The 16303-nt window shown below is 69.7% G+C and carries 14 protein-coding genes and 4 tRNA genes; 7 read left to right on the top strand and 11 right to left on the bottom strand.

Annotated features, from left to right (window positions below; genetic code table 11):
* Nucleotides 1–79: 79 nt before the first annotated feature.
* The 4 genes from FBY22_RS40030 to purM all read left to right on the top strand — a co-directional run bounded on the left by FBY22_RS40030 (nucleotide 80) and on the right by purM (nucleotide 4065).
* A complete protein-coding gene (locus tag FBY22_RS40030) occupies nucleotides 80–877 on the top strand; it encodes a maleylpyruvate isomerase family mycothiol-dependent enzyme (protein WP_142153336.1) in 798 nt (265 codons plus the stop codon).
* Between the two features lie 37 nt (nucleotides 878–914).
* Entirely contained in the window at nucleotides 915–1361 is a 447-nt protein-coding gene (locus FBY22_RS40025) for an META domain-containing protein (RefSeq protein WP_142153334.1), read from the top strand.
* Between the two features lie 61 nt (nucleotides 1362–1422).
* Nucleotides 1423–2952, top strand: a complete 1530-nt coding sequence (purF, locus tag FBY22_RS40020) for an amidophosphoribosyltransferase (RefSeq protein ID WP_142153332.1) — start codon at nucleotides 1423–1425, stop codon at nucleotides 2950–2952.
* A gap of 45 nt (nucleotides 2953–2997) precedes the next feature.
* The gene (purM, locus tag FBY22_RS40015) at nucleotides 2998–4065 is read left to right on the top strand and encodes a phosphoribosylformylglycinamidine cyclo-ligase (protein WP_142153330.1); all 1068 of its coding nucleotides are present in this window, start codon (nucleotides 2998–3000) and stop codon (nucleotides 4063–4065) included.
* Between the two features lie 69 nt (nucleotides 4066–4134).
* Here the strand turns inward: purM and FBY22_RS40010 are convergent, their stop codons facing one another.
* Nucleotides 4135–4392 carry a DUF3073 domain-containing protein gene (locus tag FBY22_RS40010; RefSeq protein WP_058924454.1) on the bottom strand — a complete coding sequence of 86 codons (258 nt, stop codon included), beginning with the start codon at nucleotides 4390–4392 and terminating at the stop codon, nucleotides 4135–4137.
* 280 nt (nucleotides 4393–4672) lie between these two features.
* Nucleotides 4673–5776 carry a Glu/Leu/Phe/Val dehydrogenase dimerization domain-containing protein gene (locus FBY22_RS40005; RefSeq protein WP_142153328.1) on the bottom strand — a complete coding sequence of 368 codons (1104 nt, stop codon included), beginning with the start codon at nucleotides 5774–5776 and terminating at the stop codon, nucleotides 4673–4675.
* 221 nt (nucleotides 5777–5997) lie between these two features.
* Between FBY22_RS40005 and FBY22_RS40000 the strand changes: the two genes are divergently transcribed.
* A complete protein-coding gene (locus FBY22_RS40000) occupies nucleotides 5998–6840 on the top strand; it encodes a hypothetical protein (RefSeq protein WP_142153326.1) in 843 nt (280 codons plus the stop codon).
* Nucleotides 6841–7348: 508 nt separating this feature from the next.
* A complete protein-coding gene (bldC, locus tag FBY22_RS39995) occupies nucleotides 7349–7555 on the top strand; it encodes a developmental transcriptional regulator BldC (RefSeq protein WP_003949541.1) in 207 nt (68 codons plus the stop codon).
* Nucleotides 7556–8027: 472 nt separating this feature from the next.
* On the opposite strand, the gene FBY22_RS39990 is transcribed toward bldC, so the two are convergent.
* The 9 genes from FBY22_RS39990 to FBY22_RS39950 all read right to left on the bottom strand — a co-directional run bounded on the left by FBY22_RS39990 (nucleotide 8028) and on the right by FBY22_RS39950 (nucleotide 15510).
* Nucleotides 8028–8219: a DUF6274 family protein gene (locus tag FBY22_RS39990; protein ID WP_142153324.1), complete on the bottom strand. Its 192-nt coding sequence runs from the start codon at nucleotides 8217–8219 to the stop codon at nucleotides 8028–8030.
* Between the two features lie 222 nt (nucleotides 8220–8441).
* A tRNA-Asp gene (locus FBY22_RS39985) sits at nucleotides 8442–8516 on the bottom strand.
* 94 nt (nucleotides 8517–8610) lie between these two features.
* The gene (gene hrpA, locus FBY22_RS39980; protein ID WP_142153322.1) at nucleotides 8611–12564 is read right to left on the bottom strand and encodes an ATP-dependent RNA helicase HrpA; all 3954 of its coding nucleotides are present in this window, start codon (nucleotides 12562–12564) and stop codon (nucleotides 8611–8613) included.
* Between the two features lie 108 nt (nucleotides 12565–12672).
* Nucleotides 12673–12746: transfer RNA gene (locus FBY22_RS39975), tRNA-Phe, on the bottom strand.
* A gap of 22 nt (nucleotides 12747–12768) precedes the next feature.
* Nucleotides 12769–12846 (bottom strand) — tRNA-Asp (locus tag FBY22_RS39970).
* 47 nt (nucleotides 12847–12893) lie between these two features.
* Nucleotides 12894–12966: transfer RNA gene (locus FBY22_RS39965), tRNA-Glu, on the bottom strand.
* A gap of 80 nt (nucleotides 12967–13046) precedes the next feature.
* A complete protein-coding gene (locus FBY22_RS39960) occupies nucleotides 13047–14636 on the bottom strand; it encodes a metallophosphoesterase (protein WP_174267418.1) in 1590 nt (529 codons plus the stop codon).
* A gap of 67 nt (nucleotides 14637–14703) precedes the next feature.
* Entirely contained in the window at nucleotides 14704–15054 is a 351-nt protein-coding gene (locus tag FBY22_RS39955; protein ID WP_142153318.1) for a metallopeptidase family protein, read from the bottom strand.
* Between the two features lie 45 nt (nucleotides 15055–15099).
* A complete protein-coding gene (locus FBY22_RS39950) occupies nucleotides 15100–15510 on the bottom strand; it encodes a VOC family protein (protein WP_142153316.1) in 411 nt (136 codons plus the stop codon).
* Nucleotides 15511–15649: 139 nt separating this feature from the next.
* On the opposite strand from FBY22_RS39950, the gene FBY22_RS39945 reads away from it, so the two are divergent.
* Entirely contained in the window at nucleotides 15650–16174 is a 525-nt protein-coding gene (locus FBY22_RS39945) for a hypothetical protein (RefSeq protein WP_142153314.1), read from the top strand.
* Nucleotides 16175–16303: the final 129 nt, after the last annotated feature.

Below are 16303 nucleotides of genomic sequence, written 5' to 3'. Positions count from 1 at the left end.
GCCGAAGGCCCCGTCCGTGACGAACGGACGGGGCCTTCGGCGTGACCGGCCAGCTTCCCGGCCGCTCTAGGCTGACCCCATGTCACCGGCCAGGAAACGCGCCCGTACGTACGACTCCGCCAAGGTCCGCAAGGCCGTGGCGGCACAGTTCGACCACGTCCGCGAAGCCGTCCGCACGCTCGGCCCCGAGCAGCTAGCCCTGCCCACCCGGCTCGGCGACTGGTCCGTGCGGGAACTGGTCGCGCACGTCGGCATGTGTGTCGACGTCGTCCCCCGTCTCGTCGACCGGCCCGAGCCGGCCACGGCGGAGATCACCGTGCTGGACTGGGTGTTCGGCACCGCCGCGAACGCCTCGCTGCTGTCCGAGGCCGCCCATGAGATCGCCGGGCGCGACTCCGACGCGGACGCCTCCCTGACCGCCGTCGCCGAGCGCCTGGCCGGCCCGCTCGCCGGGACGCCCGACGGCCGCGTCCTCGCCTTCCGCACCGGCGCCATCACCCTCGCCGACCTGCTGGTCACCCGCACCGTGGAACTCGTCGTCCACACCGACGACCTGAACGCCGCGGTGCCGGGGCTCCAGGTGCCCTGCGACCGGCAGGCGCTCGCCGCCTGCACCCGGCTGCTCGCGGACGCCCTCGCCGCGAAGGCGCCCGGCGGTTCCACCGAGGTGCGCGTACCGCCGTACGCCGTGGTGCAGTGCGTCGAGGGGCCCCGGCACACCCGCGGCACCCCGCCGAGCGTCGTCGAGACCGACCCGCTGACCTGGATCCGGCTGGCTACGGGGCGGCTGGCCTGGAAGGACGCGCTGGAGGACGCCAAGGTCAGCGCGAGCGGGGAGCGGGCGGACCTCGGCGGGCTGCTGCCCGTGATGAGCTGAGCCGGAACCGGGTGCCGGTCCCACCCGTCCCATCCCCATGGACAAACAGCGACTCACCCTCGCCGTCCTGACAGTCGTGCCGCTCGTGGTGGCGTGCGGCAGCGAGAAGGCGGACGGCGGCAGCGGCTCGGTTGCCGTCGAGCGGCCCGTCACCGGCCTCGACTGGCGCGTGAAGGACATCACCGTGAACGGCACGACCACCGCCGCGCACGGCAGCCCGTACCTCGCCTTCGACGCCAAGACCCACAAGGCGGCCGGCCGGCTGGGCTGCAACCACGTCAACGCCGCGGCGACCGTACGCGCCGGACACATCACGCTCGGGCGACCGATGACCACCCGAATGATGTGCGACGCCTCACTCATGCAGACCGAACGGGCCCTGCTGGGCCTGTTCGAGCACACGGTCCGCTACCGGGTCGATCACGACACCCTCACGCTGACCAGCGCAAACGGCATGACGGTCCGGGCCGTCGCCCGGCAGTGATCCACTACTGACGAGTAACCCCAATTCGGACCAGTGGTCGATCTCGCCTACACTCGGTGGCGTGCCACGTGGTGACGGTCGACTCAATCATGATCTGCTCCCCGGTGAGAAAGGCCCCCAGGACGCCTGCGGCGTCTTCGGAGTCTGGGCTCCGGGCGAAGAGGTCGCCAAGCTCACTTACTTCGGGCTCTACGCCCTCCAGCATCGGGGCCAGGAATCCGCGGGTATCGCGGTCAGCAACGGCTCCCAGATCCTCGTCTTCAAGGACATGGGCCTGGTCTCCCAGGTCTTCGACGAGACCTCTCTCGGTTCGCTCCAGGGTCACATCGCGGTCGGACACGCCCGCTACTCGACCACCGGCGCCTCCGTGTGGGAGAACGCCCAGCCGACGTTCCGCGCCACCGCGCACGGCTCGATCGCGCTCGGCCACAACGGCAACCTGGTCAACACGGCGCAGCTCGCCGAGATGGTCGCCGACCTGCCGAAGAAGGAGGGCGGCCGCGCCCCGCGCGTGGCGGCCACCAACGACACCGACCTGCTGACGGCGCTGCTCGCCGCCCAGGAGGACGCGGACGGCAAGCCGCTGACCATCGAGGAGGCGGCCCACACGGTGCTGCCCAAGGTGCGCGGCGCCTTCTCCCTCGTCTTCATGGACGAGCACACCCTCTACGCCGCCCGCGACCCGCAGGGCATCCGCCCGCTGGTCCTCGGCCGCCTGGAGCGCGGCTGGGTGGTCGCCTCCGAGTCCGCCGCCCTCGACATCTGCGGCGCCAGCTACGTCCGTGAGATCGAGCCGGGCGAGTTCGTCGCCATCGACGAGAACGGCCTGCGCACCTCTCGATTCGCGGAAGCGAAGCCCAAGGGCTGTGTCTTCGAGTACGTGTACCTGGCCCGCCCGGACACCGACATCGCCGGCCGGAACGTGTACCTCTCCCGCGTGGAGATGGGCCGCAGGCTGGCGAAGGAGGCCCCGGTCGAGGCCGATCTGGTCATAGCGACCCCGGAGTCCGGAACGCCCGCGGCCATCGGCTACGCGGAGGCCTCCGGCATTCCCTTCGGTGCCGGCCTGGTCAAGAACGCCTATGTCGGCCGGACCTTCATCCAGCCCTCGCAGACCATCCGGCAGCTCGGCATCCGCCTGAAGCTGAACCCGCTGAAGGAAGTCATCAAGGGCAAGCGCCTGGTCGTCGTCGACGACTCGATCGTGCGCGGCAACACCCAGCGCGCCCTGGTGCGGATGCTCCGCGAGGCGGGCGCGGCCGAGGTCCACATCCGGATCTCCTCGCCGCCCGTGAAGTGGCCCTGCTTCTTCGGCATCGACTTCGCCACGCGCGCGGAGCTCATCGCCAACGGCATGACGATCGAGGAGATCGGCACCTCGCTGGGCGCCGACTCCCTGGCGTACATCTCCATCGACGGCATGATCGAGGCGACGACGATCGCCAAGCCGAACCTGTGCCGCGCCTGCTTCGACGGCGAGTACCCCATGGAACTCCCCGACCCCGAGCTGCTCGGCAAGCAGCTCCTGGAGACCGAGCTGGCCGCAGGGCCCGCCGCCACGGCCGCGGCCGACGCCATCCGTCGCCCGTAGACCGCCCGAAACACCTGCCGTACGACACGAAAGTTCTCTACTGCCATGTCTGAGACAACTGGTGCCAGCTACGCAGCCGCGGGCGTCGACATCGAAGCGGGCGACCGCGCCGTGGAGCTCATGAAGGAGTGGGTGAAGAAGACGCAGCGCCCCGAGGTCCTCGGCGGCCTCGGCGGCTTCGCCGGCCTCTTCGACGCCTCCGCCCTGAAGAACTACGAGCGCCCGCTGCTCGCCTCCGCCACCGACGGCGTGGGCACGAAGGTCGACATCGCCCGTCAGCTGGGCGTGTACGACACCATCGGCCACGACCTGGTCGCGATGGTCATGGACGACATCGTGGTGTGCGGTGCCGAGCCGCTGTTCATGACCGACTACATCTGCGTGGGCAAGGTCCACCCCGAGCGGGTCGCCGCGATCGTCAAGGGCATCGCGGAGGGCTGTGTGCTGGCCGGGTGCGCCCTGGTGGGCGGCGAGACGGCCGAACACCCGGGTCTGCTCGGCGAGGACGACTTCGACGTCGCCGGAGCCGGTACGGGCGTCGTGGAGGCCGACCGGCTGCTGGGCGCGGATCGCATCCGTACGGGCGACACGGTCATCGCCATGGCCGCCTCCGGGCTTCACTCGAACGGGTACTCGCTCGTCCGGCACGTCCTGCTGAACCAGGCGGGCCTGTCCCTGGAGGCGCGGGTCGAGGAACTCGGCCGCACCCTCGGCGAGGAACTGCTGGAGCCGACCAGGATCTACTCCCTGGACTGCCTGGCCCTGACGCGCACCACGGACGTGCACGCGTTCAGCCACGTCACCGGTGGCGGGCTCGCCGCCAACCTGGCCCGGGTGATCCCGGACGGCCTGCACGCGATCGTGGACCGCTCCACCTGGACCCCGGCCCCGATCTTCGACCTGGTCGGAAAGACGGGGCAGGTCGAGCGGCTGGAGCTGGAGAAGACGCTCAACATGGGCGTCGGCATGATCGCGATCGTGCCCGAGGAGTCCACGGACGTGGCGCTGGCCACACTGGCGGACCGGGGTGTCGAGGCGTGGGTCGCGGGCGAGATCACCGAGCGGGGCGAGCACACCACCGGTGCCGCCCTCGTCGGGGACTACGCCGGCTGATCCGAGGCGGGCAGCACAGAACCCGGTCGGTGACCGAGGTCACCGACCGGGTAGGTGCTCAATGCAACGTCAAGCGCCGCGACGCTGTTGTGAAGGGTTTCCGCCCTCGTCCTCGTCGTCGTCGTCCTCATAGAGGTCGGCATAACGTGAGTACAGGTCGTCGTCGTCCTGCCCATCGTCCTCGAAATGGTCACCGTTGGGTGACTGATTCGATGTCGACGATGCGCCCAGCTCCTCGGCCAGGCGTGAGAGGTCAGTCCCGCCGCTGTTGTACTTCAGCTGGCGGGCGACCTTCGTCTGCTTGGCCTTGGCCCGGCCGCGCCCCATGGCTCGACCCCCTCAACGACGGGGCTCGACGGCCCCAGAGTCTGACACGCGTTCATGATCTGGAACGGACTCTCCGTGGAGAGGCCGGTCCGTAGGGCTTCCACGGTACCTGAGCCCACGCCCATACGGTACGTCGCCCGCAGGGGCAGCGTGTGCCCAGGACCCTCGAGGCGCCCTGTCCTCGCTGGTCAATCGCGATTTTAACCACTTCTCGGCGGCCGACCCGCCGACGAACGTGAGAGTTCTCTCTAAGTGCCCGCCGACGGGTACCGGCCAAACGTCAGAGCGCCCGCTTCGTGGTGGCCTCGTGCATCCGCTGTTCCGCGATCCGGTCGGCCGCGGCGGCCGGCGGAATCCCGTCCGTCTTCGCACGAGCGAATATGGCGAGCGTGGTGTCGAAGATCTTCGCCGCCTTCGCCCTGCACCGCTCGAAGTCGAAGCCGTGCAGCTCGTCGGCGACCTGGATGACACCGCCGGCGTTCACCACGTAGTCCGGCGCGTAGAGGATCGCGCGGTCGGCGAGGTCCTTCTCCACGCCCGGATGGGCGAGCTGGTTGTTGGCCGCCCCGCAGACCACCTTGGCGGTGAGCGCCGGCACGGTGTCGTCGTTCAGGGCTCCGCCGAGCGCGCACGGGGCGTAGATGTCCAGGTCCTGGACCCGGATCAGGGTGGCGGTGTCGGCGACGGCCGTCACGCCCTCCGGATGGGCCGCCAGGATCCGCCCCACGGCCTCTTCGCGGACGTCCGTGATCACGACCTCGGCGCCCTCGTCGCGCAGGTGCCGCACCAGGTGGTGGCCGACCTTGCCGACGCCCGCGATGCCGACCTTGCGGCCGCGCAGCGAGGGGTCGCCCCACAGGTGCTGGGCGCTGGCCCGCATGCCCTGGTAGACGCCGTAGGCGGTCAGCACGGAGGAGTCGCCGGCGCCGCCGTTCTCGGGCGAGCGGCCCGTGGTCCAGCGGCACTCGCGGGCGACGACGTCCATGTCGGCGACATAGGTGCCGACGTCGCAGGCGGTGACGTACCGGCCGCCGAGGGAGGCGACCATCCGCCCGTAGGCGAGCAGCAGCTCCTCGGTCTTGTCGCGCTCCGGATCGCCGATGATCACGGCCTTGCCGCCGCCGTGGTCGAGACCGGCCATGGCGTTCTTGTACGACATCCCGCGCGCGAGGTTCAGCGCGTCGGCGACGGCCTCCGCCTCGGTGGCGTAGGGGTAGAAACGCGTGCCGCCGAGGGCCGGGCCCAGGGCGGTGGAGTGGATGGCGATGACGGCCTTCAGACCGCTGGCACGGTCCTGGCAGAGCACGACTTGCTCATGTCCGCCCTGGTCCGAGTGGAACAGGGTGTGCAGTACATCAGCAGGTGCGCCGGTCACGTCGGTCACTGTGGTGACTCCTGAGGTAAAGAGCGGCGGGTGGACTGGGCTCCCGTACGGGTGGCGGGGCCTGTGAGGACGAGGGTAGAGCCTGCGGGGACCGCCATCGGGGCAGTGGTGGGGATCACTCACCCCACGGGAGGGCCCGTGCGACGATTTGCATGGATTTCCCGTGGATTCGTGGCGGGTTCCGCAGGTTTTCCCGGTGGTGGGCGGGGGAGGGAGCAGGCGTGCCCAAGGTGTCCTCGGTGATCGTCCCGTACGCGACGTATCTGCGCGTCTACGAACCGCTGGCCGCCTTCCCCGAGCCCGAGCGCGGCCACTGGGCCCGCTACGCCAGCCGCCCCGACCGACCCTCGTACCAGGACGAACTGCGCCGCTCCCTCGCCGACCTGCTGCCCACCCCGCCCGTCCCGGTGCCGGTGCACGAGAGCAGCGACGCGTTCGTGCTGGAGGTGGACGGCGTGGTGTGCGTGTGCCCGTGGCGCACCCGGCTGCGCGGCTGGCAGGCGCTGCAGGAGCTGGCCGGGGAACTGCCCGCACCGGTCCTGGACGCGGTGCTGCCGGAGGTCGTACGACGGCAGGCGACCCAGGACTACGAGCGCTGGCTGGTGCGCAACCCGGACGCGCGGCCCTGGATCCGCACGGGGACCTGGCAGGTGCCGCTGCACTGGTTCGTGCTGGTCGCCGACGAGGAGCGGCGCTTCGACAAGGGCTCCGGCGACATCCCGCCGATGCTGCGCTACCGCACGCCGATGGTGCAGGCCCGGCGGCGCGTGGCGCGGGCCCTGCGGGCGCTGAAGGAGGCCTTCGACGAGGGGCCGCTCATCGACGGTCTGCTGGACGTGGGGCGCTGGCTGGAGGAGTTCCACCCCCGCTCGCTGGTGGAACTGGACTACGGAGGCCTGGTGCACACCCTGCCGGCCGGCGAGCTGGAGGACGACCACTCGGCGGCCGACGTGGCCGAGGGCATCGAGGCGCTGCGTCGCGGGGACGGGGCGGCCGCGGGGGAGGCGTACGCGCGGCTGGTGGAGCGTTGGCGGTCCGTCAGGGACCGGCGGTCGGCGAACTAGCGCCGCCTTAGGTAACGAACTGGCGTTTGACGAATCGCCCGTTTTGGGGTTTCGTCCTCGCACCGAGGTTACTGAGGTGTCGTCAACATCGGACGTACGGCCCGATCCGGGCTTATGTGTCGAGCGTGACGGACCGCACGTTCCCGGCCCTTGCGTCGCTTGCCCCTCCTCATGCCAAAATAGGACAAGGAGTCCGGGGAGGACTCCGTCCGCATTGCACGCTTTGGGGGGTCTGGTGACTCCTGATCGTCCTGTGACTGATCGTCACAGTGGCGTGACTGTCCGCTATGGCATGGTCCATCGGGTTCCGTCGCTGATGAACACCTGGAGGGCAATTCCATCGGTTTGGCCGACGCGGCTGGACAGATGGTGTAGTTGTAGTGCCGAGGACAAGCCGTTCGTCCTATAACCGACTCGACCCGCGTCCACCATTTCGGGCAACGCGGGTCAAGGTGCAGAATTTAGAGGAAAGAACCGAGAAGGTTCGGTTCTCCCGAGGAGGCCGCTCATGACCGCTCGCACCCCTGATGCCGAGCCGCTGCTGACCCCGGCTGAGGTCGCCACCATGTTCCGCGTCGACCCCAAGACGGTCACGCGGTGGGCGAAGGCCGGAAAGCTCACTTCGATCCGTACGCTCGGCGGGCACCGCCGCTACCGCGAGGCGGAGGTCCGTGCTCTGCTCGCGGGCATCCCCCAGCAGCGCAGCGAGGCCTGACAACTCCATAACAGGGCAAACCGGCAGGTCCCCAAACTGCGCCGAGTTGCCCGAACCCTAGCTCCAAGCGACGCGGGTTCTGCCCCAACAGGACCCACGCCCAAGCCCATCGGGACTTTTCGAGCAAGCAACAGGGTGCGTCGTCGATCGCGCTGGACTCCGCCGGGTCCAGCGCGATCTTTTTTGTGCGCGCGGTCCGATCTCCCGGCCGGCCCTGTGAGCGGGCTTGTCGGAGTCTGGGGAGGGCTGTCGGATCTCCTGTGGGCGGCCTCGGGGGGACCCGCCCAGGGTGGTGCAATTGCACATATTAAATTGACCTGTTGTAGGTGAGGTGTAAGTACCTCGGTTTCAGAAACTCATGCGGTGACACCCGTCACACGGCGCGCCGCTTGTTGCTGCCGCCGCGAGTGCGCTAAAGGAGGCGGACGCTCCAGCGTCCCCCGGGCGTACGGGTGTTGGGCGAAGCACGCGCTCACGCACCGGCGGGAGTCTCTTCCCCGGCCACCGCGTCCGGCGCTTCCGCGGCCCTCGGCGCGGAGTCCATCGCCAGCCGCTGCAGGTGGTGGCAGATCGGGCAGTGACGGGTCAGATGGCGGTACGACGAGGCGGCCGACAGATGCGCACGGAGCAGGGCTCGCGTCTCATGCCTCACCGAAGCCGCCATACGCCACCTCCAGGACCCACGGGGAAAGGGCCCTGGTTTCTGGGTACCGACGGATGAAGACGCCGTCAAGACGGCGTGGGGCGCCGGGGGGTCTGTGTGAACACGGAACCGAAAGTGCAAAAGAGCCCGGATCCGAAGATCCGGGCTACAGGGTGGCGAGTTGGCGGGGCATGAAGAAGGGCCCGCAACCCCCGTAGGGTGCGGGCCCTTCCTTCTTCACTGCGGTCCTGACGGGATTTGAACCCGCGGCCTCCACCTTGACAGGGTGGCGAGCACTCCAAACTGCTCCACAGGACCAGGTTTCGCGGCGCTATTCGTGCGTTGCGCTGCGAGAAGAGACTGTACAGGAGGGTGAGCCCCCTGGTCGAACTCACCCTCCGTACGTAGCCGATTACGGTGCGGCCGCGTCGATCGCCTTCACGATCCGCTTGTCCGAGATCGGGTACGCCGTGCCCAACGCGTGCGCGAAATAGCTGACCCGGAGCTCCTCCAGCATCCAGCGGATGTCGGTGACGGAGGACGGCACCGGGCGGCCCTGGGGCAGCTGCTCCAGAAGCCAGGCGTACTCGTCCCGCATCTCGTGGACCTTCTCCATGCGCGTGGTGTCGCGCTGGACGTTGGTCGGCATCTGCTGGAGGCGGCGGTCCGCGGCGACCAGATACCGCATCAGATCGGGAAGGCGGCGCAGACCGGCCTCGGTGACGAAGCCGGGCTTCACGAGGGCGTCCAGCTGGGCGCGTACGTCCTGCAGGTTCGGCAGCAGGACCGGACTGCGGACGGCCTTCAGACGGCGCTCACAGGCCTGCCAGGCGGCCAGCACCTGCTGCACCTGGCCCACGGTGCGGACCGTGGTGTCCACGATCTCGGCGCGGACCTTCTCGTACAGCTTCCGGTACGACTCCTCGTCCCACACCGGCCCCCCGAAGTCCCGGATCAGCTTGTCGGCCGCGGCCATCGCGCAGTCGTCGAAGAGGGCCTGGATGGAGCCGTGCGGATTGGCGGACAGGGCGAGCTTCTGGGCGTTCGTCAGCTTCTCGGACGCGAACTTCGCCGGGTTCACCGGGATGTTGCGCAGGATGAGGCGGCGCGTGCCCTTCCACATCGCCTCCGCCTGCTCCGCCTCCGTGTCGAAGAGGCGTACGGAGACGGTGTCGCCGTCGTCGACCAGCGCCGGGAACGCCTTCACCGGCTGCCCGGCGCGGCGCGTCTCGAAGACGCGGGTGAGGGAGCCGATCGTCCAGTCGGTCAGGCCGGAGCGTTCCAGCGACTCCCCGCCGGTACGCTCCGCCGTCGCCGCGGCCGCCTGGGACAGGGCCTGGCGTGCCTTGGGCCGCAGTCGCAGCCGCAGCACCTCCAGGTCCTTGTCCTCGGCCAGTTTGCGACGCCGTTCGTCCACGATCCGGAAGGTGACGCGCAGATGGTCCGGCACCCTCGACCAGTCGAAGTCCTCGGCGGTGAAGGGGACACCGACCATGCGCCTCAGCTCGCGCGCCATGGTCGTCGTCAGCGGCTCCTGGAGGGGTACGGCCGCGTCCAGGAACCTCTTGGCGAAGTTCGGGGCCGGCACGTAGTGGCGGCGGATCGGCTTCGGCAGGGAGCGGATCAGCTCCGTCACCAACTCCTCCCTCAGGCCCGGGATCTGCCAGTCGAATCCCTCGTCCTCGACCTGGTTGAGGACATGCAGCGGGATGTGGACCGTCACACCGTCCGCGTCCGCGCCCGGCTCGAACTGGTACGTCACCCGGAACTTCAGGCCGCCCTGCCGCCAGGAGTCCGGGTAGTCGGCCTTGGTGACCGCCTCCGCCGACTCCCGGATGAGCATCTCGCGCTCGAAGTCCAGGTACTCCGGCTGCTCGTGCCGCTTGCGCTTCCACCAGGAGTCGAAGTGGGCGCCGGAGACCACGTGTTCGGGCACCCGGGCGTCGTAGAAGTCGAAGAGCGTCTCGTCGTCGACGACGATGTCCCGGCGCCGGGCGCGGTGTTCGAGCTCCTCCACCTCGCTCAGCAGCCTGCGGTTGTCGGCGAAGAACTTGTGGTGGGTGCGCCAGTCGCCCTCGACGAGAGCGTTGCGGATGAACAGCTCGCGGGAGGCCTCGGGGTCGATACGGCCGTAGTTCACCTTGCGCTGGGCGATGATCGGGACGCCGTAGAGCGTGACCTTCTCGTACGCCATGACGGCCGCCTGGTCCTTCTCCCAGTGCGGTTCGCTGTAGGTGCGCTTGAGGAGGTGGCCGGCGAGGGGTTCGACCCACTCGGGCTCGATCTTCGCGTTGACGCGGGCCCACAGGCGCGAGGTCTCCACCAGTTCCGCCGACATCACGAACCGCGGCGGCTTCTTGAACAGCGCCGAACCGGGGAAGATCGCGAACTTGGCGTTGCGGGCGCCCAGGTACTCGTTCTTCGCGCCGTCCTTGACGTCCTTCATGCCGATGTGCGAGAGCAGACCGGCCAGCAGCGAGACGTGGACGCGGTCGCCGGGGGCGTCGTCCTCGTTGAGGTGGATGCCCATCTGCTTGGCGACGGTGCGCAGTTGGGAGTAGATGTCCTGCCATTCGCGGATGCGCAGGAAGTTCAGATACTCCTGCTTGCACATCCGGCGGAAGGAGCTGGAGCCCCGCTCCTTCTGCTGTTCGCGGATGTACCGCCAGAGGTTGAGGTAGGCCAGGAAGTCGCTGGTCTCGTCCTTGAAGCGGGCGTGCTGCTGGTCGGCCTGCGCCTGCTTGTCCGCGGGCCGTTCGCGCGGGTCCTGGATGGACAGCGCCGCGGCTATGACCATGACCTCGCGGACACAGCCGTTCTTGTCGGCCTCCAGGACCATCCGTGCCAGCCGGGGGTCGACGGGCAGCTGGGCGAGCTTGCGGCCGGTCTGCGTCAGCCGCTTGCGCGGGTCCTTCTCGGCCGCGTCGAGCGCCCCCAGCTCCTGCAGCAGCTGCACACCGTCGCGGATGTTGCGGTGGTCCGGCGGATCGATGAAGGGGAACTTCTCGATGTCGCCGAGGCCGGCCGCGGTCATCTGCAGGATGACGGAGGCGAGGTTCGTACGGAGGATCTCCGCGTCCGTGAACTCCGGGCGGGCGAGGAAGTCGTCCTCGGAGTACAGCCGGATGCAGATGCCGTCGCTGGTACGACCGCAGCGCCCCTTGCGCTGGTTGGCGCTGGCCTGGCTGATCGGTTCGATGGGCAGCCGCTGCACCTTGGTGCGGTGGCTGTAGCGGCTGATCCGGGCGAAGCCCGGGTCGATGACGTACTTGATGCCGGGGACCGTCAGGGACGTCTCGGCGACGTTGGTCGCCAGAACGATCCTGCGCCCGGTGTGCTGCTGGAAGACGCGGTGCTGCTCGGCGTGCGAGAGCCGGGCGTAGAGCGGCAGAACCTCGGTGAAGCGGTACTGCTTCTTCGTGAGCGCGTCCGCCGTGTCCCGGATCTCCCGCTCACCGGAGAGGAATACCAGGATGTCGCCCTTCCCCTCGCCCATCAGCTCCTCGACGGCGTCCGTGATCGCGGTGATCTGGTCCCGGTCGGCGTCCTCGGAGTCCTCCTCCAGCAGAGGGCGGTAGCGCACCTCCACCGGATAAGTCCGCCCGCTGACCTCGATGATCGGAGCGTCGCCGAAGTGCCGGGAGAAACGCTCGGGGTCGATGGTCGCCGAGGTGATGACGACCTTCAGGTCGGGCCGCTTGGGCAGCAGCTGGGCGAGATACCCGAGCAGGAAGTCGATGTTGAGGGACCGCTCGTGGGCCTCGTCGATGATGATCGTGTCGTAGGCGCGCAGCTCGCGGTCGGTCTGGATCTCGGCGAGCAGGATGCCGTCCGTCATCAGCTTGATGAAGGTGGCGTCCGGGTTGACCTGGTCGGTGAAGCGGACCTTCCAGCCGACGGCCTCGCCGAGGGGGGTGTCCATCTCCTCCGCCACCCGCTCCGCGACCGTGCGCGCGGCGATACGACGGGGCTGGGTGTGGCCGATCATGCCGCGCACGCCCCGGCCCAGTTCCAGGCAGATCTTCGGGATCTGGGTCGTCTTGCCGGACCCGGTCTCACCGGCCACGATGACGACCTGGTGGTCGCGGATGGCCTCCGCGATGACGTCCTTCTTCTGGCTGACCGGCAGCTGCTCGGGGTAGGTGATCGCGGGCACGCGACCTCGCCGCCCGCGGATGCGCTCCTCGGCCCGGGCGACCTCCGCCTCGATCTCGCCGAGCACGGCGGCACGGGCCTCCGGCTTACGGATCTTGCGCGCGCCTTCGAGCCTGCGCCCGAGCCGGTGCGCGTCGCGCAGGGACAGCTCGGTCAGGCGGGAGGCGAGGGTGCCGAGGGCCGGGGCATCGGGGGCAGGGTGCGTAGACATACGCGATCCAGGATCTCATCCCCGGGAAATCCGTGGCGAACGATTTGTACCGGGGTGGGTGGCCGGGCATACAACGAGGCCCCGATCCGAGGATCGGGGCCTTGGTTGTGGCTGGGGCCGGGGTCGAACCGGCGACCTATCGCTTTTCAGGCGATCGCTCGTACCAACTGAGCTACCCAGCCATCAAGGCCTCTTGCGAGGCCTTGGCGGTCCTGACGGGATTTGAACCCGCGGCCTCCACCTTGACAGGGTGGCGAGCACTCCAAACTGCTCCACAGGACCTTGCTGTTGTGCGAACCAGTGAACCTAGTGTCGCACACCGTTTTGCGTGCCCCCAACGGGATTCGAACCCGTGCTACCGCCTTGAAAGGGCGGCGTCCTAGGCCGCTAGACGATGAGGGCTATCGGCCCGCCTGGGCGCCTTGCGGCGCGTCGGGGACGTGAGAAGCATATGGGATGCCGGGACCTATCGCCAAAACGGTTTACGAGCCCGAGGGAGAGGGCGAGGGGGTGCCGGGCGTGGACGAGCCGGACGGGGAGGGGGTCGCTCCGGGCCGGTTCTCCTTGGGCAGGTGCCGGGTGACCTCGGCCGTCGTCTCGCCCAGACCGCCCAGTTTGATCGAGTCCCAGGCCTGCAGGCGGCGGGTGTCGCGGTCGAAGTAGAGGACCGAGGCCTCGATGGGCGCGGGGTATTTGTGCTCGAGGGCGCGCAGGCCGCTGCCGCCGGTGGAGCCCTCCATCCGCAGCCGGGTGCCGTACTTCAGGATCTCGTCGCCCTCGTGGTGCAGATGGCCGCAGAGGACCAGCGGGACCGTGCCGTCGACCTCGCGGGCGGCGGAGGGCTCGTGGATCATCGCGACGTCGACCGGGGTGCCGGCCGCCTTCTGGTCGTCGAGGGCCGAGGCCAGCTGCGCCCCCGCCAGTTCCTCCGACTGGGCGGCACCCGTCACCGTGGAGCGGTCGGGGGTGAACTGCGGGTCGCCCAGGCCCGCGAAACGCAGTCCGGCGACCGTCTCGGCGCGGCCCTCGTCGAGGACGTGGACGTTCTTCATGCGCTCCAGGTAGCGCTGGGTGACATGGGAGTCGTGGTTGCCGCGGACCCAGACGTACGGCGCTCCCAGGTTCGCGATCGGGTCCAGGAAGCCGTTCTCGGCCGCCGTGCCGTGGTCCATGGTGTCGCCGGTGTCGACGATGACGTTCACCCTGTACTGCCGCACGAGCGACGCGATGATCTTCCAGCTCGCCGGGTTGAGGTGGATGTCCGAGACGTGCAGGACCCGGATGGTGGTCGGGTCCGGCTGGTAGGCGGGGAGGGTGGAGGTGACGTCGTACAGCTTGGTCACGTTCGTCACCAGGCGGGCCAGCTCCTTCTGGTAGACGTCGAACTCGGTGACGATGTTGCGGGCGTTGCCGACGAGCGAGGGGGCCGAGGAGAGCAGGCCCGAGTACTTCGGTTCGAGGACCGAGTCCGGGTTCCAGGTGGCGTACGCGGACGCGCCGGAGGCCATCAGCAGGGCGAGGGCGGTGCCGCCGGCGGCGAGGGCCCGGCGGGGGCGGCGGTAGACGGCGAGGCCCAGGGCCGAGGCGCCGGCGACCACCGCGACGCAGGAGCGCAGGGCCAGGTCGAGGGTGCCGTGTTCGACGTCGTGGACGACCTCGTCCTGGAGGCCGGAGAGCCGTTCGGGATGGTCGACCAGGGCCTGGGCGCGGGCCGCGTCGAGCTGGTCGACGTTGACGTCGAGGCGGACGGGCGCGTGGTGGGTGTTGAGTTCGAGGGCGCCGAGCGGCGAGACGTTGATCTTCGTGCCGCCGGACAGGGACGGCCGCAGGGTCATCGTCGTGTTCATCGGCCCGACCGGCACCCGGACGTTGCCGACGATCAGCAGTCCCAGCCAGGCGCCCAGCAGCACGACGGCGACGAGTCCGAGGGCGCGGACCCAGGGGCGCGGCTGCTGGACCAGTTCGAGGGACGGGGTCGGGCGACGGGTGCGGCGCTGGCGGCGGTTCAGGATGTGCGGGGACTTCCGTATGCGGTTCACGACGGTCACGGCAACGGCGGGGACGCGGGCCATTGGTCCCGTATGCCCAAGTCCGGGCGTCGATATGCGGGCCCGCGTGAGGAGTTCGCGGACGCGCGGCTCAGCCCCAGCCCAGTTCGTGCAGGCGCGCGTCGTCGATCCCGAAGTGGTGCGCGATCTCGTGGATCACGGTCACGGCGACCTCGTGGACCACGTCCTCCCGTGTCTCGCAGTGGCGCAGGGTCGGGCCCATGTAGATCGAGATGCGGTCGGGCAGGACCCCCGCGTACCACTCGCCGCGGTCGGTGAGCGGGGTTCCCTCGTACAGGCCCAGGAGCTCGGGGTCGTCGGCTGGAGGTTCGTCCTCGACGAACACGGCGACGTTGTCCATGACCCGGGTCAGTTCGGACGGGATCCGGTCCAGGGCCTGGCTGACGAGTTCCTCGAACGATTCGCGTGTCATCTCCAGCACAGGCCCATTGTCGGGGACGGGGCGCCCGTGGCGGAGCTTGGGGGCTCAGGCGGGCAGGTTCAGTTGCCAGGAGACGCCGAAGCGGTCGTTGACCCAGGTGAACTTCCGGCTGAAGCCGTAGTCGCCCGGCGGCATGAGCTCGCCGCCCCCTTCGGAGAGGGCCGCGTGCAGCCGGTCGAGCTCGGCCTCGTCCTCGCACTGCACGAACAGGGAGGCCGCGGGCGTGAAGGTGAACTCGTGGTGGGCGGGGCTGTCGATGCACATGAACTGCGTGCCGGCGAGGGAGAAGGTGGCGTGCTGCACGCTTCCCTCCTTGCCGGGGCCGTCGGCGCCGTAGCGGGTGAGGCCGACGATCTCGGCGTCGTCGAAGAGCGAGACGTAGAAGTTCATCGCGTTCTCCGCGTCGCCCTCGAACATCAGGAACGTGGTGATCTTCCGTGCGGCCGCGATCTGCATGAGACGTTCTCCTTGGGCGCCGTTTTCGGACGGTCGGTGCGCGGCCACGGTAGCGCCGTGCCGGGCGGGGCGCGTGTCCTCCCGTGGGCGGCGGGAGTTGGGCATGTTGACGTCTTTCCCGCCTGAGAGGTGGCTTCCCGTGCGCCCCATGTACGTACCCGTCCGTCTGGCCGCCACCGTCATGGCCGTCGCCACCGCCGCCGGCTGCATGAGCGTGGGTGAGGACGCGGGGGGCGACGGCGCGAGGCCCTCGCACTCGGCGGGGCCGCACGGCGGCGAGGCACCCGACGGGGGCACGGCGATCTCCGGCGGCGGATGGGGGCTGGGAGCGGCGGCCGACGGCAAGCACCCGGGCAGGAAGGGCAAGGGCAAGCACGGTGGGAAGTCCGACTCCCCCTCGGCCTCGCCGTCCGCCGGTGCGACCGCCTCCGCGCCCGCGCGGGGCGGGGCGGGCAGGACCGACCGGCCCGGCGCTCCCACGCCGACGCGGGCGACGCCCACCCCCACGCACACCGACCCGCAGCCGCCCACGCCGACCGAGCAGCCGACGTCCTCCGCCCCCGAACCCCCGCCGTCGGCCGAGCCGTCCTCGTCGGCGCACCCGGACCCGGGGCCACAGCTGGCGCAGCGGGAGCCCGCGCCGACGGCGGGGGCACCGGTGTAGAGCGCGCGGCGGGGCGGGAGTGTGATGTCGCCTACGTCCGTGGGGTTCGGTTTGCCCTGGGGGCTGGTGGGTGCGTATGGTGGTAGATCGTTTGATCCCATTGCCCGGCGCCATTGCAGAGAGCGCCGT

It is taken from the genome of Streptomyces sp. SLBN-31, assembly GCF_006715395.1.
Lineage (GTDB): Bacteria > Actinomycetota > Actinomycetes > Streptomycetales > Streptomycetaceae > Streptomyces.
The sequence above is the reverse complement of the archived record's forward strand: the minus strand, read 5'-3'. Positions and strand labels throughout refer to the sequence as shown.

Bases quoted from the DNA above. Each gene is read 5' to 3' on its own strand.
- FBY22_RS40030 (WP_142153336.1), top strand. From the start codon at position 80: ATGTCACCGGCCAGGAAACGCGCCCGTACGTACGACTCCGCCAAGGTC.
- FBY22_RS40025 (WP_142153334.1), top strand. From the start codon at position 915: ATGGACAAACAGCGACTCACCCTCGCCGTCCTGACAGTCGTGCCGCTC.
- purM (WP_142153330.1), top strand. From the start codon at position 2,998: ATGTCTGAGACAACTGGTGCCAGCTACGCAGCCGCGGGCGTCGACATC.
- FBY22_RS40010 (WP_058924454.1), bottom strand. From the start codon at position 4,392: ATGGGGCGCGGCCGGGCCAAGGCCAAGCAGACGAAGGTCGCCCGCCAG.
- bldC (WP_003949541.1), top strand. From the start codon at position 7,349: ATGACCGCTCGCACCCCTGATGCCGAGCCGCTGCTGACCCCGGCTGAG.
- FBY22_RS39990 (WP_142153324.1), bottom strand. From the start codon at position 8,219: ATGGCGGCTTCGGTGAGGCATGAGACGCGAGCCCTGCTCCGTGCGCAT.
- hrpA (WP_142153322.1), bottom strand. From the start codon at position 12,564: ATGTCTACGCACCCTGCCCCCGATGCCCCGGCCCTCGGCACCCTCGCC.
- FBY22_RS39960 (WP_174267418.1), bottom strand. From the start codon at position 14,636: ATGGCCCGCGTCCCCGCCGTTGCCGTGACCGTCGTGAACCGCATACGG.
- FBY22_RS39950 (WP_142153316.1), bottom strand. From the start codon at position 15,510: ATGCAGATCGCGGCCGCACGGAAGATCACCACGTTCCTGATGTTCGAG.